A 25,205-nucleotide genomic window follows, 5' to 3' on the forward strand; every position below is an offset into this window, starting at 1 on the left:
TTCTCGTTATATTTCTACATAAGATCCTTCTGAAGGTTTTCCAATGCAAACGTATAATTTTTCCGTTGAAAGATTCATGATAATAGAGAAAATAGTTTCCATTCTCCTGTGAGGAGGCAATTTTTCATTAATAAAATGATTGATAGAGTTAGGATAATGATGTTGATCTGAAAACCACTCTTTAAAACTGTCTACTCCTGCTCTCTCATGATGAGAGACATGCCCTTCAATTAGCTGTCTGGCCCGTTTCATCCTTATCATAGAGTCCGTTTCGATATATTCATTTTTATCAACTACGTGTGATTTAATAAATGAAGAGCAAATATGATTAGTATGAACAACATACCCATCTTCGCTTTCTTCTATATCAATACCTGCAGGGCTTACTTCGACGTTCATTACCATCTCTTTCTGTTTCTCGGCTGAACCGATTAGAAAATTCGCAGCGGCGGCCATGAGCCCCCCGTCTATTCTTAATATAGCTTCTGAATAAGTGTAAGAATTCAGCACACTTCTGAGCCCTAAATGGATCGGTATTTGGTCAGACTTTTTATCTGTCAGCAAGGCATTCAAACAAACACCCAGCCCAGCGGAATTACAGCCAATTTTGCCGATAATCCCGCCTTCTGTTATCATCTTAATACTTGGCTTTTCTGTCTGCTCAATGTCTAAATAAAGGAGACTCTCTGCCTGCGACGATTTCCAATCCCAGTTTTGACCGATTATAACCTCTGAAGACATGGGAGACATTACCCCGATTGCTGTGCAGCCATCCGCAAATTGCGTGTACTTACCTGATAACGCGATTTCGCTTCGCGTGTTTAAAGCTAAAATATCCTCAAAATCAACACCTGCCCCAACAGCTACTCCTTCCATTTCTTCAATCAGGTCTTCGTCATATTGCAAAATGGCTTCTACGTGTTTCAGCGCCAGCTCCTTCGCTTCATCCCAACGAATCTGGCTATATTCATAAAAGAGTGACTCATACGTTTCTAAACTTCTCAGTACTTCTTTTTTCCCCTCTGCCCCATGCTTTCTTCCGATTTCTCTATAAGAGCCTTGTAAATAAAGTTTTTTTATCATCTCATCACCGTTTACATAATATTCTGACTAAATTCTTCAGTCTTTTGGAAATAGCTGCTTTTCTATGAATGAAAGACTTGAAGGTTACCATCAATTACGGAGTGATTTTATCCACCCTTCTGACCAATTCTTCCGACTCTTCCTCATCTGAAATGCGGTCTATCTTAATATTCAAATAGGCGTATATAATAGCGACAATTGGACTGATCCAGGCAAGAAAGGCATATGGAGCATATTCAAAAGCACTCACCCCAAGAACGCCTAGCATAAACACTCCGCACGTAGTCCAGGGAATGAGCGGTGAACTCATTGTACCTGCATCCTCTAACGTTCTTGCTAATACTTTTGGGTGCAAGCCTCGTTTTTTGTACTCGGATAGATACATACGGCCTGGAATGATAATGGACATATATTGCTCACAGCCAACCGCGTTAGCTGAAAAGCAGGTTACGACTGTAGTCGCAATCAAGCTGCCCGTTCTTTTTACTTTTTTGACTAATGCTTGCACAATCGTTTCAAGAATTTGTGCTTTCTCAAGCACGCCTCCGAAACTCATAGCAATTAACACGAGTGCGATCATACTCATCATATTTTCAATGCCACCCTGATTCAGCAACTCATCTGTAATAACATTTCCAGTATCAGCTGTAAATCCAGTATGCATGGCAGCGATAACATCCTTTACCCCTGCCCCCTGAACGAACAGCGCACATAAAGCCCCGACGATGGACCCAATCGTCAGACCCGGTATGGCAGGAATCTTCAAAACTAGTATAACGATGATCAAAAGAGGCGGGATAAGTAAAAATGGTGAGATAACAAATTCATTTGTAAGGATATTTTGAATCAGCTCCACGTCATTGACACGGGAACCTTCTCCAAAATACTTAATGCCAAGAAGTCCATATAAAACGAGTGCTATTATCAGGGCTGGTCCCGTTGTATAAATCATATTCCGTATATGCTCAAACAGACCTATCCCTACCACAGCCGGTGCTAAATTAGTTGTTTCCGACAAAGGAGACATTTTGTCTCCAAAGTAAACACCTGACACAATAGCCCCCGCTACCATCGGCAAAGGCACTCCCAAGCCTTGTCCAATCCCCATTAGAGCGATTCCCACTGTTCCGGCCGCTGACCAGGCATTGCCCGCTGCCATACTTACAATACAACAAATAATACACGCTGCAAGTAAGTAATAAGCCGGAGAGATAATATCTAACCCATAATAAATCATTGTTGGCACGATACCGCCTGCCAGCCATGTTCCCATGAGCGTGCCGATAATCATTAAAATTAATATAGCTTGAAGGGATAGCATAATCGTTTTAAAAATACTTTTTTCAATATCTGCCCAACTATGACCTAGTTTTACGGCAATGATTGCAGCCACAATCGTACTAAGAAATAGCGGAATATGCGGATCAGCTTCAAATTTAATGACTGAGATAGACAAAGACACGACCATGAATGCTACTGGTACTAAAGCCAGCCATATGGAAGGCTTTCTTACTTTCTTCTTGGCTTCTTCCTTCATATTTTTACCCCTCTCTTTTTACCGGTTTACCCGTCCAGAATTTTTTATTGACCATCGTCAAGCGTTTACATAGAGGATGCAAAATACATACCAGTAAAAAAGCAGGATACTCCTTGAAATGTTTATCAATCATTTCTCATTTATAAGAATGTAAAACAGTTGGCTAGTAAATAATTGAGCTTATTTTATAAGCAATGAATGAAAAAACTTTCTATTTCGCAATTCTTATAATTCTTTCTTAAAAATGAGAAATTAAAAGGAAGGTTTATAAAAAGCCCTAAGTAGCCAACAATGAAAAAAGGATGATTAAGGCGATCGGCTAATCCTTGTTTATGATCATTTCTTTGGCCCTCAGCCGGCTGAGTCACCATCCCCTCCCTTTTTCTACGCCTGTGCTAAAATAAAAGATATTCACTTTATGAAAGGCTGATTGATGATGAATCAAAATCATTCTATAAAATTAACTACTCTATCTTCAAAGGGCGGATGTGGCTGTAAAATAGGACCTGCCGATTTGGCACAGGTTTTGCGTACGCTGCCGCCTGCTGCTTCTGATCCAAACCTGCTCGTTGGCCTTGATACGAGTGATGATGCGGGTGTCTACCGCTTAAATGACACGACAGCTATCGTGCAGACAGTTGATTTCTTTACACCAATTGTTGATAACCCATATGACTTCGGACAAGTTGCTGCCGCTAATGCGATCAGCGATGTATATGCGATGGGCGGAACACCTATAACCGCTTTAAATATCGTTGCTTTTCCTATTTCCACATTAGACAAAGGCATTCTAACTGAAATATTGCGAGGAGCCGGTGATAAATTAAGAGAGGCTGGCGTAACACTAGTGGGCGGTCACTCTATTGATGATAAAGAACCTAAGTTTGGCCTTGCTGTGACAGGCACCGTTCATCCTGATAAAGTCAGAACGAATGCTGGGGCGAAGCCTGGAGATCGCCTAATTTTAACGAAGCCGATTGGCGTCGGCATTCTGACAACCTCTCTTAAAAAAGACTTATTGTCCGAAGAAGAAGTTGCCCGGGTCACAAAGGTCATGACGACGTTAAATAAAACGGCTGCTGAAGTAATGGCAAATTATGAGGTTCATGCTGCTACAGACGTAACGGGCTTTGGCTTGCTTGGACACGCTTCCGAAATGGCAAAAGGAAGCGACGTTGGGCTGCGTGTTTATTATGACCAAGTTCCTGTTTTGCCGCGCGTAAAAGAGCTGGCTGAATCAGGTTCGGTACCTGGAGGAACGAAAAATAACTTCGAACATGTGAAAGACATTGTCACTTATCCTGATTCACTTGATCAAATAGACCGCTGGATTTTATGTGATGCTGTCACATCAGGCGGACTGCTAATTTCAGTAGCAAACGATGAAGCAGAACAACTCGCCACGGAGCTTCAAGAGCGAGGCGTTGAGGCGCGAATCATTGGAGAAGTAACCGAAGAAAATAAAGGCCGCATTGCCGTACAATCGCTCAATTAACTATAGAAGGTGAAATAGATGTTTCAAGATATCTCGCTGTCTGATTTATTGGCCTTACAGGAGCAAAAGACACACACATTAATCGATGTTCGCTCCCCGAAAGAATTTAACGAAGCGACCATTCCTGGCAGCATCAACATTCCTATCTTTAACGACGAGGAGCGCGCAGAAGTTGGAACGATCTATAAGCAGCAAGGTGTAGAAGCCGCAAAAGAAAGAGGATTAGAACTCTTCTCGCAAAAATTGCCGGCCTTTATCGCAGCTTTCAAAGAAATCGAAACACCTATGACTGTTTTTTGCTGGCGAGGAGGCATGCGCAGCAAAACTGCTGCCACTGTTCTCGGCCTCATGGGCATCCGTGCTAATCGCTTAACAGGCGGTATCCGGACCTACCGTCAATGGGTCGTGCAAGAGCTGGAAAATCAGCCATTTCAACCGAAGCTATTCGTACTAAATGGCTATACTGGTTCAGGAAAAACAGCCATCTTGCAACGGTTAGCAGAACATGGCTACCCCGTCATTGACCTCGAACGGATGGCGGGCCATCGCGGGTCTATCTTTGGCCAAATTGGCCTTGAGCCAAGTAACCAGAAAAAATTTGACTCCCTCCTTGTTAGCGAGCTTCGTCGTTATCAGAATGAATCATTTGTTTTTATCGAAGGAGAAAGCAAGCGGATTGGAAAAGTGTATCTCCCTTCCTTTTTGAATGAAAAAAAAGAAAAAAGTACCCAGTTCTTTCTCGATCTGCCTGTTGAAGAGAGGGTTCGCAATATTTTAGACGACTACCAGCCGTGGAAGTACCCGGAGCGTTTTAAAGAAGCCTTTCAATTCATAAAAAAACGCATCCATACGCCAGTTTCCAAGCAAATCGAAACAGCCTTAGAAGAGCAGGACTTTTCCATAGCGATCCAGCTTTTGCTTGAGTATTATTACGACCCTAAATATGAATATTCAACACATCATTATTCAGACGAGCAAAAGGTGATCATTGAAGCCGCAAATGTGGATGAGGCTTTCCAAAAGATTGTGCAAACATTGAAAGAACAAGGCTATGGCCTGAAAGCGAATCGCCTTTAATGATCTGGTCAATACAGAAAAACCGACAGGAACATATAAATCTCCTGCCGGTTTTTTCACTTTCCCTCAGTTTAGATTGCTTTATCATTTGTCGAGGAAACATTTTATACTTTCAAATAGGATCATTTCCATTTTTTAAATCGCATCTTATCCCCCTCTTTATCCAATCACAACTAAGGAACTAATATAATTACCTCCTCCATGACAATCAACCTATCACCTCCCTAGCTGGGAGGATTTTTTTATGCATATGAGACTAAATTATGCAATACAGCATGAAAACACCTCTTTTATTGCATACAGCTCTCTTAAGAAGCAAAGGTTTTGTTGCTTATTTCCTTAAATCAGCTCACTTATTCATGAGTAATACCAATTGGCGCGAAAATTGCAATGGTTTATCGCAAAGAACTTTTCAAGCAAGAAACAAAAGGAGGAGGGACCAATGTATGCTTGAACGTCCGCCTTAAATCCTCTCCATATTTCTGAATATTCTTTTAACTGACATCAGTTAAGTATAAAGCAACTTAAGAATAAAAAGGAGAGTGGATATATGTCAGGAACTAACACACTTAAACGCTCACTCGGACTTTGGGCGATTGTCGGCCTTGGGCTAGGCTATATGACCCCAACTGTTGTATTCGATACATTTGGTATTGTATCTAAGGAAACGAATGGGGTTGTCCCGCTCGCCTACCTTGCTGCTCTAGTCGTTATGCTTTTTACAGCCATAAGTTACGGAAAAATGGTACAAGTCTTTCCAAGTGCGGGATCTGCTTATACGTACACGAGAGAAACGATGAATCCTCATCTTGGCTTTTTAGTTGGCTGGTCTTCACTGCTAGATTATTTACTGTTGCCAATGATCAATGCACTTATTATTCGTCTCTATATGGAGTCTGTATTTCCCGATATCCCTTCATGGATTTGGGTTGTTGGCTATGTCATTATTATTACAGCTATTAATATGTGGAGTATGGGAAAAACATCAAGCCTCAATTCGATTCTTGTTGTTTTTGAAGTTGTATTAATCGCAGCTTTTCTAGTTCTCGCTTTTAATCAGTTGTCTAACGGAATGGGGCAAGGCACGATCTTTACAACTGAACCATTATTCCATTCCAACATACATTTAACGGCGATTTTAACAGGTGCAACTGTTGTCTGCTTCTCCTTTATCGGGTTTGACGCTGTTACCATGTATACCGAGGAAGCAGTGGATCAAAAAATCATGCCAAAGGCGATTATGCTCACAGTACTTATCGGCGGTGCCATCTTTTTTGTTTGTAGTTATTTTGCACAAGCACTTTTTCCTGATCTATCTGGCTTTAAAGTAACAGACGACACATTGCCGGAAATTGGGCTATTCGTCGGCGGCTCTATCTTTAAGCTCTTTTTCTTATCAGGAGCTTTTGCTGCTACTGTCGCCTCTGGGCTTGCTTCCCATGCCAGTGTCTCGCGTTTATTATACGTAATGGGCCGGAATGGTGTGCTCCCGCGCAAACTGTTCGGTTACGTTCATCCGAAATTCCGCACACCTGCCTTTAATGTTGTACTTGTTGGAGCGGTGTCATTGCTTGCTATTGCACCAAGCTTAGAACTAATCTCAGCAGTCATCAATTTCGGCGCATTGATTGCTTTCACATTTGTTAACCTGTCTGTAATCGCTTACTTCGTCTTCCGTCAAAAGAAATACAAAACAGCCAAAGATATTTTCTCATACTTGATCATGCCTCTTATCGGCGCAGGCTTAACAGGAATTTTGTGGTATCACTTGCATATTGATGCCCTCATAGCCGGACTCGTTTGGGTAGGAATCGGCATCGTCTACATGTTGTTGCTCACTAAATTTTCTAAGAGCAAACTATCCGATCTTCATTTGGAAGAGGAAGATACACGGGCTTCACTATAGAAATAGCATGATCACCCACAGGGAGAATTTGATTCTCTTCTGTGGGTTTTTCATTTCCTCAATCACTTCATCCACACTTGGAAAATGCAGGCATAACCGTATAAACAAGCTAGCTATTTTAGTGTTAATTAGACAATTGTTGTGAGCGATTGCTTCGATACCAAATAACAATCGGTACAAGCAGCAAAGCAAGAAGACCTCCGATCAGCGATAAAGCAGCGTAGCTTGAATGAGCGGCAATCACTCCAGAAAGCACTCCCCCAGCTGCTCCAGATAACGCGATTAACACATCAACAGTCCCTTGCGTCTTTGCCCGTGTGGACGGATGAGCAGCATCCACGAGAAGCGCTGTTCCGCTAATCAAGCCAAAGTTCCAACCTAGCCCGAGTAAGGCCAGAGCGGTAACGAGCAGAAACATAGAATTAGCAGGTGCCAGAGCCGCCAAACTCCCAGCTGCAAGTAACGTAACTCCAGAAGCAATCGCCAGCGCCATACGTCCTACTTTATCAACGAGAAGACCAGTCACCAGAGATGGAAGGTACATAGCACCAACATGAATCCCAATGACGAGCCCCACCTCGCTTAAGCCATGACCGTGATGCCGCATATGAACTGGCGTCATCGTCATGATGGCCACCATCACCATTTGCGTTAGCACCATAACCGTTGCGCCCACGACGACTCCTCTACTATTTGCAGCAACTGCATCGGGAGTCCCGGTGGAAAAATCGGCTTCATTTATTACCCGTCTTTCTTCAATCGCTTTGGCAACGACGAGCGGATCTGGCCGAAGCAAAAGCAGAAGCACTAAGCCAGCAAGAATATAAGCTGTCGCCGCGAGAATAAATGGCCCGGATAAAGCAGGAACACCGATAGATGTGGCAAACCGCCCCATCACACCAACTAAATTTGGGCCTGCTACTGCGCCCAGTGTCGTGGACACCATCGCAATGCTCACTGCTGTTGCCCGCTGTGTAGAATTAGCTAAATCCGTACCGGCATAGCGCGCTTGCAGGTTTGTTGCCGTTCCGGCTCCATAGACGAGCAGCGACAGAAAAAGCAGGACAAGATTGCTTGTTACCGCTGAAATAACGACTCCAATGGCACCGATACCGCCCGCTAAAAATCCCGCTCCGAGTCCTACACGTCGGCCAAACCGCTGAGAAAGCCGGCCCACAAGCATAGCGGCACCAGCAGAGCCAAGAGTAAATAGCGCTGTCGGCACTCCGGCAAAGCTGTCTGTCCCTAGCATGCTCTGGGCAAGAAGAGCTCCTACAGTGATGCCCGCTGCAAGTCCAGCTCCGCCAAAAATTTGCGAAAGGACGACAATGATCAACGTTCTCCTGTATAATTGCTGTTGTTTCTCCGGTGAATCCATATAAATATGTAAAGGATTTTCTTGCTCCACTACAGCTGCTGAGCCCTCAGTTTTATATTCCATTCTCACTCCCTCTTCCTTTTATGTAATCAACCCTTAGTACCATGACTATCTAAAAGCACTTAAAAATGATGAAAGAATTTATAAGTAAATCAATTCCTTACTTCGTGACCTACACCTAAAAACTTTCAATCTCTTAGTTATCGTTGTCACCAACTTTAACAGATAAATCAACAGCTTAAAAGTAGCATGCGGCTTCAAAAGATACAATTCCCATTATGAAATTCACAAATTGATTAGAGATAAACTTACAAGTTCTATCTAATAAATAAAAAGATTTATTTATCTGTTAATCATCCTTCTATGCTTTATAATCATGTTATCTATGTTATGGAAAAGGATGATGGGTGATGATGACGGTAAAGGACTTTTTACAGCTGCCGATTACAAAAGACTTTTCAGTTGTAGCCGGCAGCCATGCACTATACAAACCAATCCAAACTGTTGAAATTTTAGACTTTGAATTTGCTGCTGGCGTTCAGCAAGTAAGAGATACGATCTTTAACCCTCATAGTATTGTGCTCAGCAGCCTATTATTTGCTAACCAAACCCCCGAATGTTTAGTTGACATGATTAAAAAGCTGATTGACTTGAAGGTAAGCGCCTTAGCCTATAAGCCAGTGATTTTCAAAGACTTGCCGGATGAGGTGCTAGCTTTTGCCAATGAACAAAACTTTCCGATTTTATGCTTTGGCGGAGATGAGTTTTTTGAAGATATCATTCTTGAAACGGTCAATCACATAAAGAAAAGTGACTATGCACTCTTTTTAAAAAATATGATAAGGGATCTAATTGAAGAGGAAGTATCAACAGAAAAAATACAATCCTTTCTGCAGCAAATCAATAAATCATTTGAACATTATGTATTTGCGGCCAATGTTCAAATGAAACAGGCAGAGAACGACGAGTGGATGCAGCCCTTTATCCGCCTCGATTCTTTTTTGAAATCGGGTGTTCTTTCTACCTATAAACAAAGCATTCTCATCATTTTTACAGACCGGAACGAGCAAACTACGTTTGACAGCATATTAAAGGAATGGATGGCGCTTTACGTGATTCCCTCGGATGCATTAACAATTGGTTATAGCCAGGCTCATCTAACACAGACCGGACTTCATCTCGCCGCTAGAGAAGCCTATTACGCTCGTATTATGGCGGAAATAGAAAGAAGTCATGCTTGCCATTATCAACAACTTGCGTCCGATCAACTGCTCATCGAGCTTTACCGAAAAGATAAGCAGTTTGCGAACGATTATGTGAAAAGGTACTTAGGGGTACTTTTAGAAGGAGAGGCAGACAAGGATTTGCTCCATACTGCGATTGCATTCATATTGGAAAAAGGGAATGTGAAAGAAGTAGCTGCCGTCCTCCACTGTCATCCGAACACGATTCGGTATCGCATGATGAAAATCCGTCAATTAATCGAACCTCTTAGTAATGATCTTGTTTTTTATGAGCATTTATCATCAGCAGTAAAATTGTATTTGCTACATCAAACAATTGAGGGAACAACAGCCGCTTTGGAATCCTTCCAAAAATAAACTCAAAAGTTTAGAAAATCACTTAAATTATGGTCCCTTCTCTCATGGTATTCTTATTTTAGTTGGGAGGAGAAGAGAGATGAGACAATATATAGGGGATGCGATGCTCCTCATCACAGCAGTGATTTGGGGCAGCGGATTTGTTGTTACGGCCATTGCACTAGAGTATTTAAACGCTTATCAAGTGATGGCAGGAAGATTTGTTTTAGCTACGCTCATACTTACAGCACTGTTCGGATACAAATTCAAGAAATTCACCAAATCGGTCGTATGGAAAGGCGCCATCTTAGGAACCATTTTATACATTGCCTTCGCTTTGCAGACAGTCGGTTTGCAATATACGACGCCATCTAAAAATGCCTTTTTGACAGCCGTCAATGTTGTTATTGTGCCGATCATCGCTTATGTCCTTTATAAGCGCGGACTTGACCGGTATGAAGTGACAGGTTCTGTCATAGCTCTTATCGGCATCGGCTTTCTATCGCTGCAAGGCTCCATGACGATCAACATTGGCGATGCTTTGTCTCTTGCATGCGCCATCGCCTTTGCTTTTGATATTTTTTATACTAATCTTTTTGTCAAAAAAGAAGATGCGATCTCACTGACGATGATGCAGTTTATTACAGCGGCTCTCATTAGTATAGCCGTTGTGTTAATTCGCGGCGACATACCGGCAGCAATCGAAACAGAAGCCATGTACTCGATTGGATATTTAGCGGTCTTTTCCACAACAGTTGCCTATCTTTTTCAAAATATTGCACACCAATATGCAAGTGCAACAAAGGCTGCCATTATCCTATCAACTGAATCATTTTTCGGCATGCTGTTATCGGTTTTATTTCTACATGAAGTCCTGACAACCCGCATGGTTTTGGGAGCTGCATTCATTATGATGGCCATCTTAATTGCTGAGGTAAAACCGGCATTTCCTAAAAAACAGATGGTAAAGAATGTACGTTAGCGACAAATGAATAACCTATAAGCACAAAAAAACGGGGAATTGTTTGGACAATTCTCCGTCTTTTTATTTATCTGCTGACTGGAATACTCGGTTCGATATTTTCTTCAGGTACATTCTCTTTATCGGAAGTAAGCGTAAGGAAAGCTAAACAGCAAACAATTCCAAAGGCAACGAGCAGCCAAACCACGCCATTATAGGAACCGTCAAAAAGATCAATCATAAAGCCGATGGATAAAGGAGCGACAAATCCAGCTACCTGCATTCCAAGATTAATCATCCCAACAGCCGATCCACCCACAGCTTCTGGCAAACGCTTGATCGGCAAGCTAAAAATAACAACCGAAAGCACACCCGCAAACATCGGCAATATAGATTGATAGATCACTATACCTGTAATCGTCTGAGCATTGAACATTAAATAAACCATTACAGCAATCCCTATTCCAGCGACAGCCCCGAACCATTTTTCATTTCCCGCCTTGACTCTATCCAGTACATAACCGGCTAAAAGAAAGAAAACAAATCCTGTGACAGCAGGGATCATTTGCAAAATGCCTAAAGCGCGTAAATCAAGGCCGCGTTCATTCACCAAATAAGTCGGCACCCACGAGGCGGTTCCCCAGCTGATGAAGCCATAGGCGAAAGAGGCTACCATTAAACTCCATACGATGGGCTTCTTTGCTAATGCTTTAAATACACCTTTTACAGGAGGGGCAGCTTGTCCAGCCATTGATGCTGAATTCTCTTGATGCTGACGCTCTCTTTTAGGTTTTAAATAAAACCAGTACAGCAAGCCGATTAAAGATCCACATATTCCAATGACCACGAACATCATTCGCCAGCCGATTTGAAGAAGCATCGTTGTGGCCAATAAAGGGGCAGCAACACCAGCAACTGTTAGTGCGGAAAGGTAAAAAGACATCGCTCGAGATCGTTGTTCTTGTGGAATAGTGGAAGAAATTAATTTTGCTCCTGCCGGGAAAAAGCTTCCCTCCGTCAAGCCAAAAATGAAGCGAATCGCAATTAATGAAGCAAGCGACCAGGCTAAGCCTGTTAAACCAGTAAAGAGGGAAAAACCAACGATAGAGATGAAGATTACTAACTTAGCACCAAAACGATCGGCTAACCATCCACCGGGAAGCTGCATAATCGCATACCCTAAAAAGAAAATACTTAATATCAACCCTGTTGAAGAAGCGTTCAACTGCAAATCTTTGGAAATGTGTACAATTCCGTAATTAATAAGAAAGCGATCGAGACCAGAAATAAAGTTACCCATAAATAGCAAAAATATAATCATTTTTGGGTTAAGACCATATGTGGATCCGTTCAAATGGACTCCTCCTAAAATTTATTGGCCCATCAATAACTCCATTACAGCTGGCATTCAATTTAGCTCTTTTTCCAGAGTAATCGGCTTCTTCGAATAATTCACAGTGAGTTCAAGAAGTTTTTATCGTTTCATGTCCGTAAACCGGTTGTCCATCAATATAGGTAGCAAGGATCGAAATATCTTTAATCTCCTCTGGGTTCACTGTTGTAGGGTCTGCCTCCAGCACGGCAAAGTCTGCCTGCTTTCCAATCTCAATACTTCCCGAGATATTTTCGGCGAAATTCAATTTAGCTCCATAAATCGTCATAGATTTCAAGGCTGTCATCGCATCAATACGCTGCTCGGGTCCGAGAATTCCCCCCTCTTTTGTTAAACGATTAACGGCCGCCCAAACAGAAAATAGTGGTGAAATAGGTGTAATCGGACAATCAGAGTGAAGGGTAAACAACAAGTTGAGCTTTACTGCTTCAGCCAAAGGACTGATACGGCTTGCCCGTTCTGGTCCTAAAAAGATTTTTTCATGACGGTCTCCCCAATAATACACGTGGTTAATGAAGAAGGAGCCAGCTACTTCGAGCTCTTTCATTTTTGCCAAGTCTTCAGGAGTGGCGGTCTGGACGTGTTCAATCCGGTGACGGTGATCGCTGCGCTGATGTTTTGATAAGGCGTACCCGTATGCTTCTAATATCGATCCAATCGCACGGTCCCCGTTTCCGTGGGTGGCGATTCGAAAGCCACGCTGATGAAGATCAGCCACCTCTTCATTGAACACTTCCTGTGGGTGAACCAAGTTTCCAAGAACCTCGGAGTTTTGATAATATGGCTTCCGCAAAGCTCCTGTCAGGCCTTGAATAGACCCGTCTTGAAATAACTTCGCGCTGTCGAGTCTGGCCATGCCGCCTGACCGCTCTCTAATTTCCCTATCCAATTCAACGGCCGAATATCCTTCAAATACTCCCCCTTCACGGAGAAGATGATGCATAATCATTAGCTGCGTGCGCATCGGATTTACGCCTTTTTCCGCTGCTTTTACATGTGCTGAAAAATCATCTATTCCGAAGATAGCTGCATCTGAATTTGTCGTAATTCCCTGTGCTATATAATCCTTTGCAGCTTCTCCCAAAGCATTGACCATATCATCCATCGTCATTTTAGGCAGCTGATTCATAATTGACTGCATAGCAGCCGACTCGTACAAAACCCCGTTCAAACACCCTTTCTCATCCCGGCCGTAGTGACCGCCTTGCGGATCAGAAACCGTATCCGTTAAACCGCCTCTTTGCAAAGCAAGCGAGTTAACAGCAGCTAAGTGGCCGGAAGTGTGCATAACGATAACAGGATGATTAGGGGCAGCTTGGTCTAAATCTGTTCGTGTAATATGACGCTTTTCTTGAAGTAGCGTGTCATCATAACCGTATCCCTGAATCCATTCCCCATTGGGCGTTTCTGTCGCTTTCGCTCTAACCGCCTTTACTATATCGTGGATGGTTCGATTAGGCGGCGTACCGCAATTCAACTGGCTTTTCATTTGGCCGTACGCCAAAATGTGGTTATGGGTATCAATAAATCCCGGTATGAGAGTGGCCCCTTTTAAATCAATTACATTTGTCCGGGCTGTTATTTCCAGCTCACTTTTAGAGGGCTCTGCGTCTTTCCAAATACCGATAATTTTGCCTTCTGACACGGCCACAGAACCAGCACGAGAATTTCGGCTGTCTAATGTCAACACGTTCGCATTCTTAAATAAGAGATCTACTTTACTCATTTACAATCCCCGTTTCATTTATGAATTTGATTGTTTCCTGACAGACTCTACAAACACGACTTAAAGTGATCGCTCTAAATAAATTCAAATATGTGTTGTTAAAAAATTATTTGAACTCGATCTAAAAGCCTCCTCTCACCATTATTATTTAATGCCTCATGGGGTTCCGATAAATTTAAGTTATTAAAAGTTTAACGTCTAAATTTTTAATATTCAATAAATTTTTGATCTCTATTTATCTTACTACTTCATAAGACCTATCGATAATTTGAATGAATTCTCTTCCAATATTCTCCTTATCTCCCTCTTGCTTAAGTGAATATACTTACAATCTATACTAAATTCCAATAAATCAGGGAATACCAACCATTTACAGTACACATTCACTATTCAAAATTACCTATATAGAGTAGTGAAATAGATAATATATGATAAACTTAATTTTAAACAATAGGATAAAAAGGACAGACTCACATGAATATGTACGATAACTTCGATCACAAGAGAGGGTACACTAGAAGGGGAGAAAAACGGGGGTGTCTTACTTGGACAATTCTGTTAACCATTCTCCTATTAGTGCCGATTGTTTCATTCGGCGCTAAATTTATTTATGAAACGGCGTTTAGGGAGCGTCTGCTTGTCATCAGTCATTCTCCACATAATGTCCATAAAATTGAAGTATTTGAAAAAGGGGCAGAAACTTTTTTTAGACCCTCTACAGTTAGAATAAAACACTCTGACAGCCATATAGATTGTCACATTCGCCATGATGGATCATCACTGCAGCCTTCCAATGTTTCAGTCACCTGGAAAAACGAGAAGGAAGCCACCATTACACTGACTGGGGATGGTCAAACATTTAAAACGATAGAATTCAAAGTGACGAACCATGAAGAAGATTCCTCTTCCTTCCAAGAAGTGCAGAGAACCTCAAGTTTTTAGTCTTTATTAGGAGATGCATAGCTGAGATTATACATTTATAAATAACTTCAAGACTTTAAAGCATCGACTCTTCAATAATACATTAAGCGTCGATGGGGAAAAAGATGAGAAGATGACCCTGTCATCATTCATTTGATAGAGGAACATTCACGAGGAAAGCTTCTATTCAGATTAAAATTACATGGATAAGGTAAGGTGACTCTGTGAGAACGATAAAAGAATTAAGTATAACAGGTTTTAAGCTGCTGCCTTCTGCCAAACCTGTACTTTTTCATGGAAGCACAGTCAGAAAAACCGTTACCGATCATCTTTGGAGAAAAAAACTGCGCCCTGTCATATTGGAACAACAAGGAACAAAGTGCTCCATTTGTAAATGGATACCGGCATCTAACGAAGAAATAAGGCACCTGCATTTGCACGAAGTAGAAAAGTACGATTTCATCAATAAAGTCTGTCATTTAATCGATATTCAGCTTATTTGCAGAAAGTGTCATTCATTTCAACACATCATCAGAACTCAATTAGTCTCGACCGAAGAACAATGGAAAGATCTTATAGCGCACTTTATCAGTGTGAATGGTTGTTCTTCTGACATCATAAATATTTTCGATCTTATTATAGCGAAAGCGTTGCAGTTAGAAAGCTTCAACGAAACTGGATTAGCCCTCCTCTCTTTAAAAGAACGGAAAGAGCTAGAGAGACAACCTGTGCGATTTACCATTGATCCCCACATTCCTTTTGCCGATGAATTGCGAAAACAGATAGAAAAAAAGGGTTTGTTGTATAACATTGAGCACTAGAATAAGAAGATATATAAATATGATCCCTTGTACAACCTGCTAAGTGATCATAGAAGAGCGCTTTATGTAGGGCTGGCTATGCGGTTACGCCAGCCAGTGCTTTTTAGAGTTGGCTAAATTCGATTTCATCTATTATTGCTGCAACCTTCTGTTCACCTTCTAAAGCCCAATTTGTTTTTTGATGAATCGGTGCATCTTTATCATCAGGGCTTTGAAACTGATCTAATCCTGTGGAAGCGAGCGCTGGACTTTCATCGTCGTCCAAACCAATATTGGCAACGTGCTTAATCACGAAGGGCGTTTGAAAAACGAGCAGAGCATCCTCTTCATCTAGCATGCCGGATTCTACCTGGAACGGCAGACGCAGATAAATGGTCTCTCCTTCATCGCTGTATAAAGTTGTATCAAACATGCCATGGTCAAACTCCCAGTTTCCGCCAATGACGAGCCCGTGATTCTCGAATAAGCTGCATACCTCTCCGTATAAGGCCCTCTTTCCTTCTAGCTCTGTTTCAAGTTTAATCATTGAATCTCTCCTTTTTTGTTATTGATTTCCATTTACCCGCATGAAAATCTTTCAAACTGTATTCATAAAGGAGAAAAACCTTCTTGTTTTATCCCTCTTAATTGAGGTTTACATACTAAGCTGACGGCTGCCGTTCTTTTAATCGTTTGTTTAGCAGATCAGCTTGAACTAGCGCCTGCTCATCTTGTAAAATATCGCCTGGCCGGTTCCCTTCTCCCAAAATATAAGTGGAAAAGCGCATATTTAAGAAATCAAACGTATATTGAAATTGCTGAATGAGGGGCAGTCCTTTTATTTTTGGGTCATCGCCCCCGACAGCTAGTACAATAGCTTCTACCGTTTGCAAGTGTTCGGTTAACTGTGGAAACCGTTCATCCCGTATCGCCTGGCTTAGCCGGTCAATCATGTTTTTCATAATGCCAGACATCGTGTACCAATAGATCGGAGTAGAGAAAATTACAGTATCACTTTCCAATAAAGCCTTAATGATGACGTCATAATCATCGTCTACTAATTGAAAACCGCCGTCAGCGTGGCGTAAATCATGAATAGGCTGAATGGATAAATCCTTCAAGTCAATTTTTTGATGTTCTACCTCCTTTGTCACTATATCCGCTAATAACTCGCTGTTGCTTTCTTTTCTAGAGCTTCCTATAAATGTAGTGATCTTCATCCGTCTCATTCCTCTCTGTATCTTCTTATGAAAAATTTTACACGTAAATTCACTATCAAAAAAGATAAATGCTTCTATTGCATTGATCCATAAAAATAACAGATAAATATTGAGATGCCCAAAGACAAAAAAACCCTTATGCGGAGAAAATGATTCGCATAAGGGTTATGTAGCTATCCTAAGCCAATTCTCTAAAACAGATTATGCTTGTACAGCTTTTGTTTTTGCAGTTACTTCAACTTCAGTTGCCAGAACAGCAGAGTTTACGGAAGCATTTGCTTTTGCTTGCACGCTTGCTTTTTCACCAGCTTGAGAGTTGAATTTGTTAGCAGCAGATACGTTTACTTTTTCATTTTCAACAACTTCTTTTGTGTCTTCAGTTACTGCATCAGTTGTTTCTTTTACAGCTTCTTCTGTGCCTTTTACTGCATCAATCGTTTTTTCGGCAGTTTCTTTTGTGCCTTCTGTTACTGTCTCAACTGTTTTTTCAATCTCTTCTTTTGTGCCTGTTGCTAATACAGCAGAGTTAACAGCTGCATGCGCTTTTGCTGTTTCACTCGCTTGTACACTTGCTTGTGCGTTCGCTTTATTTACTGCTGATTTGTTTACTTTTGTATCTTCCGTCACCTTATCCGTTGTCTTTGCTACAACTGATTTCGTGTCTTCGGCTACCTTATCAGCTGTTTTTTCCACAACTGCTTTTGTGTCTTCAGCTACTTTATCAGCTGTCTTTTCTGCAATTGCTTTTGTATCTTCAGTTACTTTATCAGCTGTCTTTTCTACAGCTTCCTTTGTGCCTGTTGCTAATACAGCAGAGTTAGCAGCTGCATGCGCTTTTGCTGTTTCGCTCGCACGTACGCTTGCTTGCGCGTTCGCCTTATTCGCTGCTGATTTATTTTGTTTTACTTCCATCACTTTATCCGTTGTCTTTGCTGCAACATCTTTTGTGCCTTCTGTCACTTTATCAGCTGTTTTTTCTACAACGTTTTTTGCCTCTTTTGTTACGTTGTCAGTTGTCTTTTTTACAGTTTCTTTTGTGCCTGTTGCTAATACAGCAGAGTTAACAGCTGCATGCGCTTTTGCTGCTTCACTCGCTTGTACACTTGCTTGTGCGTTCGCTTTATTTACTGCTGATTTGTTTACTTTTGTATCTTCCGTCACCTTATCCGTTGTCTTTGCTACAACTGATTTCGTGTCTTCGGCTACCTTATCAGCTGTTTTTTCCACAACTGCTTTTGTGTCTTCAGCTACTTTATCAGCTGTCTTTTCTGCAATTGCTTTTGTATCTTCAGTTACTTTATCAGCTGTCTTTTCTACAGCTTCCTTTGTGCCTGTTGCTAATACAGCAGAGTTAGCAGCTGCATGCGCTTTTGCTGTTTCGCTCGCACGTACGCTTGCTTGCGCGTTCGCCTTATTCGCTGCTGATTTATTTTGTTTTACTTCCATCACTTTATCCGTTGTCTTTGCTGCAACATCTTTTGTGCCTTCTGTCACTTTATCAGCTGTTTTTTCTACAACGTTTTTTGCCTCTTTTGTTACGTTGTCAGTTGTCTTTTTTACAGTTTCTTTTGTGCCTGTTGCTAATACAGCAGAGTTAACAGCTGCATGCGCTTTTGCTGCTTCGCTCGCACGTACGCTTGCTTGCGCGTTCGCCTTATTCGCTGCTGATTTGTTTTGTTTTACTTCAACTTTCACCGCGACTTCTGGCTTTTTCTTTACTACAGGTTTCATTGGCTGCGCCAGCTCTTTTTCTACCTTTGCTTTTACTTCTTTCGCTGTAGCTGTTGCCTGTACAGCAGAATTAGAAGCGGCGTGAGCTTTTGCCGTCAAAGAAGCATGGGCGCTCGCTTGTGCTTGAACAGAGATTCCTTTCGCTTGATCGTTTTGAGCTGCTTCACTTATTTGTCCACCCGCTAAAACACCAACTGAAAGTACTCCTGCCAACACGATAGATTTAACCACTTTATTTCCTGTAATATTTTTTTTCATTTTTTGTTCGCTCCTTTTTTCTTTTACTTATCATTTTTTTGATTTTGTGTATTAAGAAAAAAGGAACAATTTTGGCGGCTGTGATGGAGGCGCATTCGTCCATTGATTGCTAAATTCTTTAATTCGGGACGTATGCGACTGGCTGATCTCCAGTGTCCAATAATGCCCCCAATCCAGCCATTTGTCTATGTAATTGACAGAACTATTTCCTGCTTTTGCCCGGTCTTTAGAAGATCCCCCTGCATGCTGATTGGACTGTGAAGGGGCAGTCGCCTGCTTCTCATGCGGGACACGCTTGTCCGTTCCTGATGAATGGTTCTCCTTTGGCAATCCAGCAAAAACAGGCGGAGATTGGGTATTACTTTTCTTGCTTATTATAGGTTGAGCGTTAGTTTGATGAACAAGCTTGCCTTTAACATTACTAGCCGGTTTGTCTTTATCCTCATTTACCGGTGTTGCTGCAGTTTTGCTAGCAGGTTCTTCCTCGGATTGGTTAGCTGATTGAGCCTTAGCTGTACTAGCAAGCTGAATCCGAGTGTTATCAGAAGGCTTAACAGCTTTTGAAGCCTGTTTCTGTGTCATTTCTTCAGGTTCAGGACGCTGTAGAGGCTCACTAGAAGGTTTTTCACTTAAAGCCGGCTTAACCGGTTCGATGTTTTCTGAAGCTTTCCCCTGTTGGACAGGCTTCTTTTTACGAACAGGCAACGCTTCCTTCTTCATAAGCAGCCCTTTCTTTTTCCCTGGATTCGCTATTGCTTTCTCAGGTAAAAGTTCCTTGCTAGTCTGTTTAACCGTTTTCTCAACAGCTTGTACAGCTGTTTTTGCCTGGCTGCTCGCCTGCTCCGGCAATGTTTTTATAAGTTGAGCAGGTTTAACAGATCCTGTTTGAGGAGAAGGTGAAACAACCGGCTCTTTTTTTCCGGGAACTTCTCTCTCCATCTTTGCTTGAGCGTTAGAAATTTCCTCTTTGCTCTTTTTAACTTGCTCTTGTGCAACAGCGGCTGCCTTCATTGTTAATTCTTTTACAACAGGCTGTTTCGGAACAAGATCCGCTTTTTCGGCAAATGCATTCGTTGGTAAGAACCAAGCCGCTCCTATAAGTAAGCCGCTTAAAACGAATCGCTGAAGGTGCATCAATTCACCCCCTTTCAAATCCAATAGTATGTCTTTTTATTAATACCATAGGATTCTTCATTTGTGATGGTTTTTTTAGTCAGAAAATAAAAACGATTCCTTTTCACTAACTGCCTTTTAACCTATACCTAAACCATATAAAGTAATTTAATGGAAACGTATCCATTTTCACTTCAGCATTCATCAAAAAAGGCACACCTGCCTCATTAAGAGATGTACCTTTCTGTCGGCACTGATTTATTGATTCTCCTTTATCTCCAACAGCTGACGATCAATAGCTTCAGCCTTTTTAACGAGTTCATCAACCTTTAATGTGCTTGCTAGAATAAACAACAAGCGGTCTCGTTTCCACACTACATAATTCGTTCGATTGCTTTCATCTGTCTTACTAAATTGATAAGAAAGAACCTCCGCCTTCACACCATGCAACGTTTTACTTTCTTTTACAACGGAATGGACACTTGCCCCCTCAAAGGAAGGAAGGTTATCCGGATCGGTTACAACATTTAACACGCCATCTTCATTAAAAGCATGAATGTCAAACTGTCCCTCATTGTATTTTGCTACTCTTATAGACAAATGACCTTCTTCAGTCTTTAATTCAGGAATTTGAATTCCGATATATTCTTTTAGTTCCTTTGTATACCCGTCAAAAGATTTAACCTCTGGCTCTCCAGCATTAAACGGTCCTTTTTCTCCAAATCCATATTGCGAACCACTGATAGTGTGCGGAGGCTGTGTTTCTTCATCCACCTCTTTATACGTAACAGAGTAAATATAGCTGAGTACCGGTACTTTTTTTAATACAGCTGCCATAGCAGGAGAGGCCATACTGGAGGCGATAATCCCCGCTGCCAGCACCCCAGAAACAGCAGCTACTTGCATCCATCCACGCTTCTTCCCTCTCTTCCTCTCTGTCTGGACAGTTGAAGGCAGGCTAGCTAAAGCCTCATCAATTCCCTGGCTAAAAAAATTTGGGACTTCCTCATTTTTTTTTCGACTCAACAACTCTTCCATTTCTTGATCTAATTTAAATTGATTCATGTCTTATGCCTCCTAATGGAATATCCCTTACCATTACTTTCTCTAACTTTTTCCTCGCTCTGCTCAACCTGGACTTCACCGTTCCTTCAGACTGTTGAATAATTTTCGCAATTTCTTTAACAGAGAGATCTTGAAAATAGTACAGAGTAATCACGATACGGTGGTCATCTTCCAACATCTCTATCGCTTCTTGTACGTAATCTCCCTGTTCATGGGGCGGCAAATGATTTTCTCTTGCTTCTACATGATCGAAATGCACCACTTTTTTACGTTCCTTTAGGATTCTCGTACACTCTCTTATTAAAATTCTCGTAATCCATGTCTTGAAGTACTGTGGGCTTTTAAGAGACCCAATCGACAGGTATGCCTTTAATACAGCTTCCTGGGCAGCATCCAAACATTCTTGTTCAGATTTCATAATCGAAGAAGCCATTCGATAAAGACTGGGCTCAACTTGTTTAATTAATCGGCAAAAGGCTTCTTTATCACCTTTCTGAGCCTTTATCACATCAAGCCTCATAGTGTTTTCCAAGATTCTTCACCTTCCATTCCATTATGTATTACATTTATTAGAGGCAAATTTAAATTGTTTTGGTTCCATCGTCATGAAAATAGTTCATATTTGATTAATATTTTGAAAAGTTTTTATCCTGCAGAGGATCGAGACTGCTTACCTAGAATCATGAGATACAATAGTTGGTAAAAGAAAAAGGCCTTCCATCAATTGAATAAACTGATGGAAGGCCTTTTTCTCTAACTTATTTTATTCGTCAGGTGAAAAAATGTCGTTCAAACGCCCCATTTGCCCTGGTAGACTTTTCTTTCTTTAGCTGTATCAAGACCCGACCAATAATAAATAGGTGACCACGGAAAGTGAATAGAACTTTCTTTTTCCTTCTCAGTAAACTTGTGTTTACCGGAATAGCTGAAATAATAAAATGTAAGGCCGACTTTATTGTCATCATTCCGATAATCTGAAATGAGACGGTTCACTCCATATATCTCGTAGCTATAGTCTTCATTTTGAATGACCTGAGCAACGCATAACCCGTTCACTTCTGCATTCCATAACACTTCCCCACCGGAGATTAGGGCTAAGTTAAACTCTCGATTTAAAATTAACCGCTCAACCAATTGTTTAACAGGGAGATCTTCCGTTAACACAATCGATTTTCTATGGGAATATCCATCGTCTCCAGCATGTACCGAATCTCTATCTACGATTAACTCTACTTTCACTCTTTTCTCCTCCATGCTGTTTCATGGCTCACTGTTGTTCCCTTAATTTTACACCATCATTTTGTAAAATTCCTGCTAAAAGGAGGAAAAATCTAACTTTTACTTATTACCCGGAGCAGGCTGGTCTACTCCCCTCACATGATGCCGATGTCCGTCATTTTCACTCGTATAAAAATCGTAATAATGGACGTGCATTCCATTTCCGACTGGTATTGCTGGTCCAGAATACGCCTTATAATAGTGGTTATGACCATCTTCGAAGACGACATAGCCCTCCGTATAATGGATATGGTTATCATCCTGAGTCTGTATTGGCGGGGAAGTAACATCTAAGCACTGATGAACATGGCCAGCCTCAACCGAAGTGTAATCAACTGAACCGTGATTATGATTCGGCACAAACCCTTGAACGAAATCTTCTCTTGATATTTTCGGCATATCCTCACCTCTTCTAAAAATAATAACCGTTAGCTGTTGTCAGCGCTGTTCTGCCATTTTTTTATTTAATCTCTCTTCCAAAACATGAATCATGTAGAGGAAATGATCCGCTTCTCGTAAAACATGGTCTGCTAACAAAGGATTTATAACATTACGAATCTGGCAAGATCGAATAAGATCCAGTCCAGTTTTCTTAAATGCCCGCAGTTCCGTCGCAGCGCTTTCACTTTCTTTATTCATCCTTCCGATAATCGGATAGGTCGGCTGCTTATGATATAACATTGATTCTACATCTCTTGCTTGGTTTAGAAGCACCTCAAAATCATCGCCAAATTTTCTCGCTGTATTCACTAAATTCCTTTCTGACTGATCCAGTAGCGAAGCAATAAAACGAGAATGTTCCATCATGATTTTCAGCCAAAATACGTTTTCATTAATGATGGCATCCTGGATAGGCTCTAAAATTCCCTTGTTAAACTTTTTTAACGTTCTCATAAAATATTCAGCTTCCCTTGCAATATGATCAACAAGCAAAGGAAAATTAAATCCGCTTATTTTACAATTTATGATCATAATTAATAGATTTCTTTTAAAGTTCCGGAAACCGTGGACCAATTCTATGCTTTCTTCATTTAACTTTCTTACTAAGGTTACATTATTCGGTACTTGATGCGCTTTTTTTTCCTGTTGCTCAAAATAGTAATGAAATCTGTCTGTTTGTTGTATGAGCTGGGTATCTTTCCGATTAAACCCTTCACCTAAAAATAAAGCGTGCTCCTTCATAATCCTGAGCCAAAACCTATTCTCGGTCAGTGAACGCTCAACAAACATTTGTTCAGTAAGAGACTCGGGCTTTGCAGCGAACGATTCAGGTGAAACTAACATCTGATTAAATTGATCCATGCTGACATGGCCAGGCAGCTGTGGTTGATTTTGCATATTTCACCTCCGTTATAACAGTTTTATTACTCATCATATTTAGTCAGGAATCAAATTATGTTTTACCCCCAAAATTTTGTTGAAAGACTGGTCACGAGACAACTACTCATGCTCTAATGAATAATTTCGGGCAATATAAAAGGCCTTCTATTAGTTTAGTAAACTAATAGAAGGCCTTTTTACAGTATACGACACTTTAACTTAACGATTTCTGACAACGAGGATATCACATGCCGCATGACGAATAATGGCTTCGGATACACTTCCGATTAACGCTCTTTCGATTGCATTTAAACCAGTTGCCCCTACTACAATTAAGTCGGCTTCGTACTTCTTTGCAATGGCCCCTGGTATTTCTGATCGTGGGGAACCAAATTCAAGAGCGGTACCAACCTTTTCTACGCCAAATTGTTTGGCTTCTTCTTTATAGCCTTCAAGCAGCTCCTGGCCGTGTGTTTTCGCTTGTGTGATAATAGAGCCATCATCATACAATTGAAATCTAGCAAAATAGCGCATGTCTATAACGTGAGTAATAATTAACTGGGCCTTGTCCTCAGCCGCAATCTTTGCTGCTTTAATTAAAGCTGTTTTTGCTTCCTCTGATCCATCAACAGCTACGAGAATGTTTTGGTACTGTGTCATACATATCCCCTCCAGGAAAAAATGGTTATCTTTGATTTCTATAATATAGAACAGAACGTACTTCGAGTATCAGGATATTCCCTGATTTTACAATTTCTCTTATTTCTTTATCTATCTTTATGATCGTTCGCTTCTTATAACTAAAACATCACATGGCGCATGGCGAATAATGGCTTCTGACACGCTGCCGAGAAAGAATCGTTCAATTGCGTTTAAACCAGTCGCCCCCACCACAATAAGATCTGCCTCATATTCCGCTGCTATTTTCCCTGGAATTTCTGCCTTCGGAGAACCCGTTTTCAGAACGGTACTTACGTTTTCTACACCAAATTGTTTGGCTTCTTTTTCATAACGTTCGAGCAGCTCTCGGCCGTATTTTTCTGTCCCTGCCGTAATGGCATCCCTGTATTGCTCGACTGGTAGATACAGAGCCGCATCTACTACATGAGCAATAATTAAATGAGCACCGTTGCCAACTGCCATATCTGCTGCTTTTACTAATGCCCGCTGAGCTTCCTTTGAACCGTCAACCGCCACGAGAATGTTTTGATACTTTGTCATGATATCCCCTCCGTAAAATCTTGTTTTTCTTAATTTCTATCATATAAAATAAACCATTCTTCTGATATCAGGATATTCCCTTATTTTTGGTACTATTTACCCTTATTCCCCCTTTTTCAACACAGACTGGTGGAAGGGCCTG

General features: G+C 41.2%; 23 protein-coding genes. 7 read left to right on the forward strand and 16 right to left on the reverse strand.

From position 1 onward, the window contains the following. Positions 1-6: 6 nt before the first annotated feature. Together A8F95_RS05850 and nhaC are read right to left on the reverse strand one after the other, a co-directional pair. A complete protein-coding gene (locus A8F95_RS05850) occupies positions 7-1,083 on the reverse strand; it encodes a C45 family autoproteolytic acyltransferase/hydrolase (RefSeq protein WP_077247237.1) in 1,077 nt (358 codons plus the stop codon). Between the two features lie 94 nt (positions 1,084-1,177). Continuing rightward, positions 1,178-2,620 carry a Na+/H+ antiporter NhaC gene (gene nhaC / locus A8F95_RS05855; protein ID WP_065409695.1) on the reverse strand — a complete coding sequence of 481 codons (1,443 nt, stop codon included), beginning with the start codon at positions 2,618-2,620 and terminating at the stop codon, positions 1,178-1,180. A 433-nt stretch (positions 2,621-3,053) separates the two neighbouring features. Here nhaC and selD point away from each other — a divergent pair, with 433 nt between their 5' ends. The 3 genes from selD (at position 3,054) to A8F95_RS05875 (ending at position 7,098) form a co-directional block, all read left to right on the forward strand. Beyond that, positions 3,054-4,115: a selenide, water dikinase SelD gene (selD, locus tag A8F95_RS05865; protein WP_425414971.1), complete on the forward strand. Its 1,062-nt coding sequence runs from the start codon at positions 3,054-3,056 to the stop codon at positions 4,113-4,115. An 18-nt stretch (positions 4,116-4,133) separates the two neighbouring features. Beyond that, on the forward strand, positions 4,134-5,192 hold the full coding sequence (mnmH, locus tag A8F95_RS05870; protein WP_065409697.1) for a tRNA 2-selenouridine(34) synthase MnmH: 1,059 nt from the start codon (positions 4,134-4,136) through the stop codon (positions 5,190-5,192). Between the two features lie 550 nt (positions 5,193-5,742). Beyond that, complete coding sequence (locus tag A8F95_RS05875; protein WP_065409698.1) at positions 5,743-7,098, forward strand: APC family permease; 1,356 nt, start codon at positions 5,743-5,745, stop codon at positions 7,096-7,098. Between the two features lie 124 nt (positions 7,099-7,222). Here A8F95_RS05875 and A8F95_RS05880 read toward each other — a convergent pair whose 3' ends face one another. Beyond that, a complete protein-coding gene (locus A8F95_RS05880; protein WP_065409699.1) occupies positions 7,223-8,539 on the reverse strand; it encodes an MFS transporter in 1,317 nt (438 codons plus the stop codon). Positions 8,540-8,886: 347 nt separating this feature from the next. Between A8F95_RS05880 and A8F95_RS05885 the strand changes: the two genes are divergently transcribed. Both A8F95_RS05885 and A8F95_RS05890 read left to right on the forward strand, forming a co-directional pair. Beyond that, on the forward strand, positions 8,887-10,077 hold the full coding sequence (locus A8F95_RS05885) for a PucR family transcriptional regulator (protein ID WP_245671152.1): 1,191 nt from the start codon (positions 8,887-8,889) through the stop codon (positions 10,075-10,077). 79 nt (positions 10,078-10,156) lie between these two features. Further along, positions 10,157-11,038: a DMT family transporter gene (locus tag A8F95_RS05890; RefSeq protein WP_065409700.1), complete on the forward strand. Its 882-nt coding sequence runs from the start codon at positions 10,157-10,159 to the stop codon at positions 11,036-11,038. Between the two features lie 67 nt (positions 11,039-11,105). On the opposite strand, the gene A8F95_RS05895 is transcribed toward A8F95_RS05890, so the two are convergent. Then, a complete protein-coding gene (locus tag A8F95_RS05895; RefSeq protein WP_077247238.1) occupies positions 11,106-12,371 on the reverse strand; it encodes an MFS transporter in 1,266 nt (421 codons plus the stop codon). Positions 12,372-12,480: 109 nt separating this feature from the next. Continuing rightward, positions 12,481-14,136, reverse strand: a complete 1,656-nt coding sequence (locus A8F95_RS05900; RefSeq protein WP_065409701.1) for an amidohydrolase — start codon at positions 14,134-14,136, stop codon at positions 12,481-12,483. A gap of 474 nt (positions 14,137-14,610) precedes the next feature. Here A8F95_RS05900 and A8F95_RS05905 point away from each other — a divergent pair, with 474 nt between their 5' ends. Together A8F95_RS05905 and A8F95_RS05910 are read left to right on the forward strand one after the other, a co-directional pair. Continuing rightward, positions 14,611-15,078, forward strand: coding sequence for a hypothetical protein (locus tag A8F95_RS05905; RefSeq protein ID WP_065409702.1), 468 nt, complete (start codon positions 14,611-14,613; stop codon positions 15,076-15,078). Positions 15,079-15,281: 203 nt separating this feature from the next. Next, positions 15,282-15,878 carry a hypothetical protein gene (locus A8F95_RS05910; protein WP_065409703.1) on the forward strand — a complete coding sequence of 199 codons (597 nt, stop codon included), beginning with the start codon at positions 15,282-15,284 and terminating at the stop codon, positions 15,876-15,878. A 103-nt stretch (positions 15,879-15,981) separates the two neighbouring features. Here the strand turns inward: A8F95_RS05910 and A8F95_RS05915 are convergent, their stop codons facing one another. From A8F95_RS05915 to A8F95_RS05965, 11 genes are all read right to left on the reverse strand, one after another. Beyond that, the gene (locus A8F95_RS05915; protein ID WP_065409704.1) at positions 15,982-16,404 is read right to left on the reverse strand and encodes a YugN family protein; all 423 of its coding nucleotides are present in this window, start codon (positions 16,402-16,404) and stop codon (positions 15,982-15,984) included. 115 nt (positions 16,405-16,519) lie between these two features. Beyond that, positions 16,520-17,077, reverse strand: coding sequence for a flavodoxin family protein (locus tag A8F95_RS05920; protein WP_065409705.1), 558 nt, complete (start codon positions 17,075-17,077; stop codon positions 16,520-16,522). Positions 17,078-17,278: 201 nt separating this feature from the next. Next, positions 17,279-19,066, reverse strand: coding sequence for a hypothetical protein (locus A8F95_RS22355; protein ID WP_065409706.1), 1,788 nt, complete (start codon positions 19,064-19,066; stop codon positions 17,279-17,281). A gap of 51 nt (positions 19,067-19,117) precedes the next feature. Then, complete coding sequence (locus tag A8F95_RS05930) at positions 19,118-20,200, reverse strand: hypothetical protein (protein WP_065409707.1); 1,083 nt, start codon at positions 20,198-20,200, stop codon at positions 19,118-19,120. 237 nt (positions 20,201-20,437) lie between these two features. Further along, positions 20,438-21,244, reverse strand: coding sequence for a hypothetical protein (locus A8F95_RS05935; protein ID WP_065409708.1), 807 nt, complete (start codon positions 21,242-21,244; stop codon positions 20,438-20,440). After that, positions 21,231-21,752, reverse strand: a complete 522-nt coding sequence (locus A8F95_RS05940) for a sigma-70 family RNA polymerase sigma factor (protein WP_245671153.1) — start codon at positions 21,750-21,752, stop codon at positions 21,231-21,233. Before A8F95_RS05940 ends, A8F95_RS05935 begins: the two co-directional genes overlap by 14 nt. Positions 21,753-22,033: 281 nt before the next feature. Further along, positions 22,034-22,483: a hypothetical protein gene (locus A8F95_RS05945; RefSeq protein WP_065409709.1), complete on the reverse strand. Its 450-nt coding sequence runs from the start codon at positions 22,481-22,483 to the stop codon at positions 22,034-22,036. A gap of 99 nt (positions 22,484-22,582) precedes the next feature. Continuing rightward, complete coding sequence (locus A8F95_RS05950) at positions 22,583-22,921, reverse strand: YmaF family protein (protein WP_049659907.1); 339 nt, start codon at positions 22,919-22,921, stop codon at positions 22,583-22,585. Between the two features lie 39 nt (positions 22,922-22,960). Next, entirely contained in the window at positions 22,961-23,860 is a 900-nt protein-coding gene (locus A8F95_RS05955; protein WP_049659906.1) for a DUF2935 domain-containing protein, read from the reverse strand. Between the two features lie 201 nt (positions 23,861-24,061). Further along, complete coding sequence (locus A8F95_RS05960; protein WP_065409710.1) at positions 24,062-24,502, reverse strand: universal stress protein; 441 nt, start codon at positions 24,500-24,502, stop codon at positions 24,062-24,064. Positions 24,503-24,619: 117 nt separating this feature from the next. After that, positions 24,620-25,063 carry a universal stress protein gene (locus A8F95_RS05965; protein ID WP_065409711.1) on the reverse strand — a complete coding sequence of 148 codons (444 nt, stop codon included), beginning with the start codon at positions 25,061-25,063 and terminating at the stop codon, positions 24,620-24,622. Between the last annotated feature and the right edge of the window lie 142 nt (positions 25,064-25,205).

Source organism: Pseudobacillus wudalianchiensis, from assembly GCF_001685015.1.
GTDB classification, from domain to species: domain Bacteria; phylum Bacillota; class Bacilli; order Bacillales; family Domibacillaceae; genus Pseudobacillus; species Pseudobacillus wudalianchiensis.

What these genes read in the sequence shown, in the direction of transcription:
- A8F95_RS05850 (WP_077247237.1), bottom strand. Translation starts at nt 1,083, where the DNA reads ATGATAAAAAAACTTTATTTACAAGGCTCTTATAGAGAAATCGGAAGA.
- nhaC (WP_065409695.1), bottom strand. Translation starts at nt 2,620, where the DNA reads ATGAAGGAAGAAGCCAAGAAGAAAGTAAGAAAGCCTTCCATATGGCTG.
- selD (WP_425414971.1), top strand. Translation starts at nt 3,054, where the DNA reads ATGATGAATCAAAATCATTCTATAAAATTAACTACTCTATCTTCAAAG.
- mnmH (WP_065409697.1), top strand. Translation starts at nt 4,134, where the DNA reads ATGTTTCAAGATATCTCGCTGTCTGATTTATTGGCCTTACAGGAGCAA.
- A8F95_RS05875 (WP_065409698.1), top strand. Translation starts at nt 5,743, where the DNA reads ATGTCAGGAACTAACACACTTAAACGCTCACTCGGACTTTGGGCGATT.
- A8F95_RS05880 (WP_065409699.1), bottom strand. Translation starts at nt 8,539, where the DNA reads ATGGAATATAAAACTGAGGGCTCAGCAGCTGTAGTGGAGCAAGAAAAT.
- A8F95_RS05885 (WP_245671152.1), top strand. Translation starts at nt 8,887, where the DNA reads ATGATGACGGTAAAGGACTTTTTACAGCTGCCGATTACAAAAGACTTT.
- A8F95_RS05890 (WP_065409700.1), top strand. Translation starts at nt 10,157, where the DNA reads ATGAGACAATATATAGGGGATGCGATGCTCCTCATCACAGCAGTGATT.
- A8F95_RS05900 (WP_065409701.1), bottom strand. Translation starts at nt 14,136, where the DNA reads ATGAGTAAAGTAGATCTCTTATTTAAGAATGCGAACGTGTTGACATTA.
- A8F95_RS05905 (WP_065409702.1), top strand. Translation starts at nt 14,611, where the DNA reads ATGAATATGTACGATAACTTCGATCACAAGAGAGGGTACACTAGAAGG.
- A8F95_RS05915 (WP_065409704.1), bottom strand. Translation starts at nt 16,404, where the DNA reads ATGATTAAACTTGAAACAGAGCTAGAAGGAAAGAGGGCCTTATACGGA.
- A8F95_RS05920 (WP_065409705.1), bottom strand. Translation starts at nt 17,077, where the DNA reads ATGAAGATCACTACATTTATAGGAAGCTCTAGAAAAGAAAGCAACAGC.
- A8F95_RS22355 (WP_065409706.1), bottom strand. Translation starts at nt 19,066, where the DNA reads ATGAAAAAAAATATTACAGGAAATAAAGTGGTTAAATCTATCGTGTTG.
- A8F95_RS05930 (WP_065409707.1), bottom strand. Translation starts at nt 20,200, where the DNA reads ATGCACCTTCAGCGATTCGTTTTAAGCGGCTTACTTATAGGAGCGGCT.
- A8F95_RS05935 (WP_065409708.1), bottom strand. Translation starts at nt 21,244, where the DNA reads ATGAATCAATTTAAATTAGATCAAGAAATGGAAGAGTTGTTGAGTCGA.
- A8F95_RS05950 (WP_049659907.1), bottom strand. Translation starts at nt 22,921, where the DNA reads ATGCCGAAAATATCAAGAGAAGATTTCGTTCAAGGGTTTGTGCCGAAT.
- A8F95_RS05955 (WP_049659906.1), bottom strand. Translation starts at nt 23,860, where the DNA reads ATGCAAAATCAACCACAGCTGCCTGGCCATGTCAGCATGGATCAATTT.
- A8F95_RS05960 (WP_065409710.1), bottom strand. Translation starts at nt 24,502, where the DNA reads ATGACACAGTACCAAAACATTCTCGTAGCTGTTGATGGATCAGAGGAA.
- A8F95_RS05965 (WP_065409711.1), bottom strand. Translation starts at nt 25,063, where the DNA reads ATGACAAAGTATCAAAACATTCTCGTGGCGGTTGACGGTTCAAAGGAA.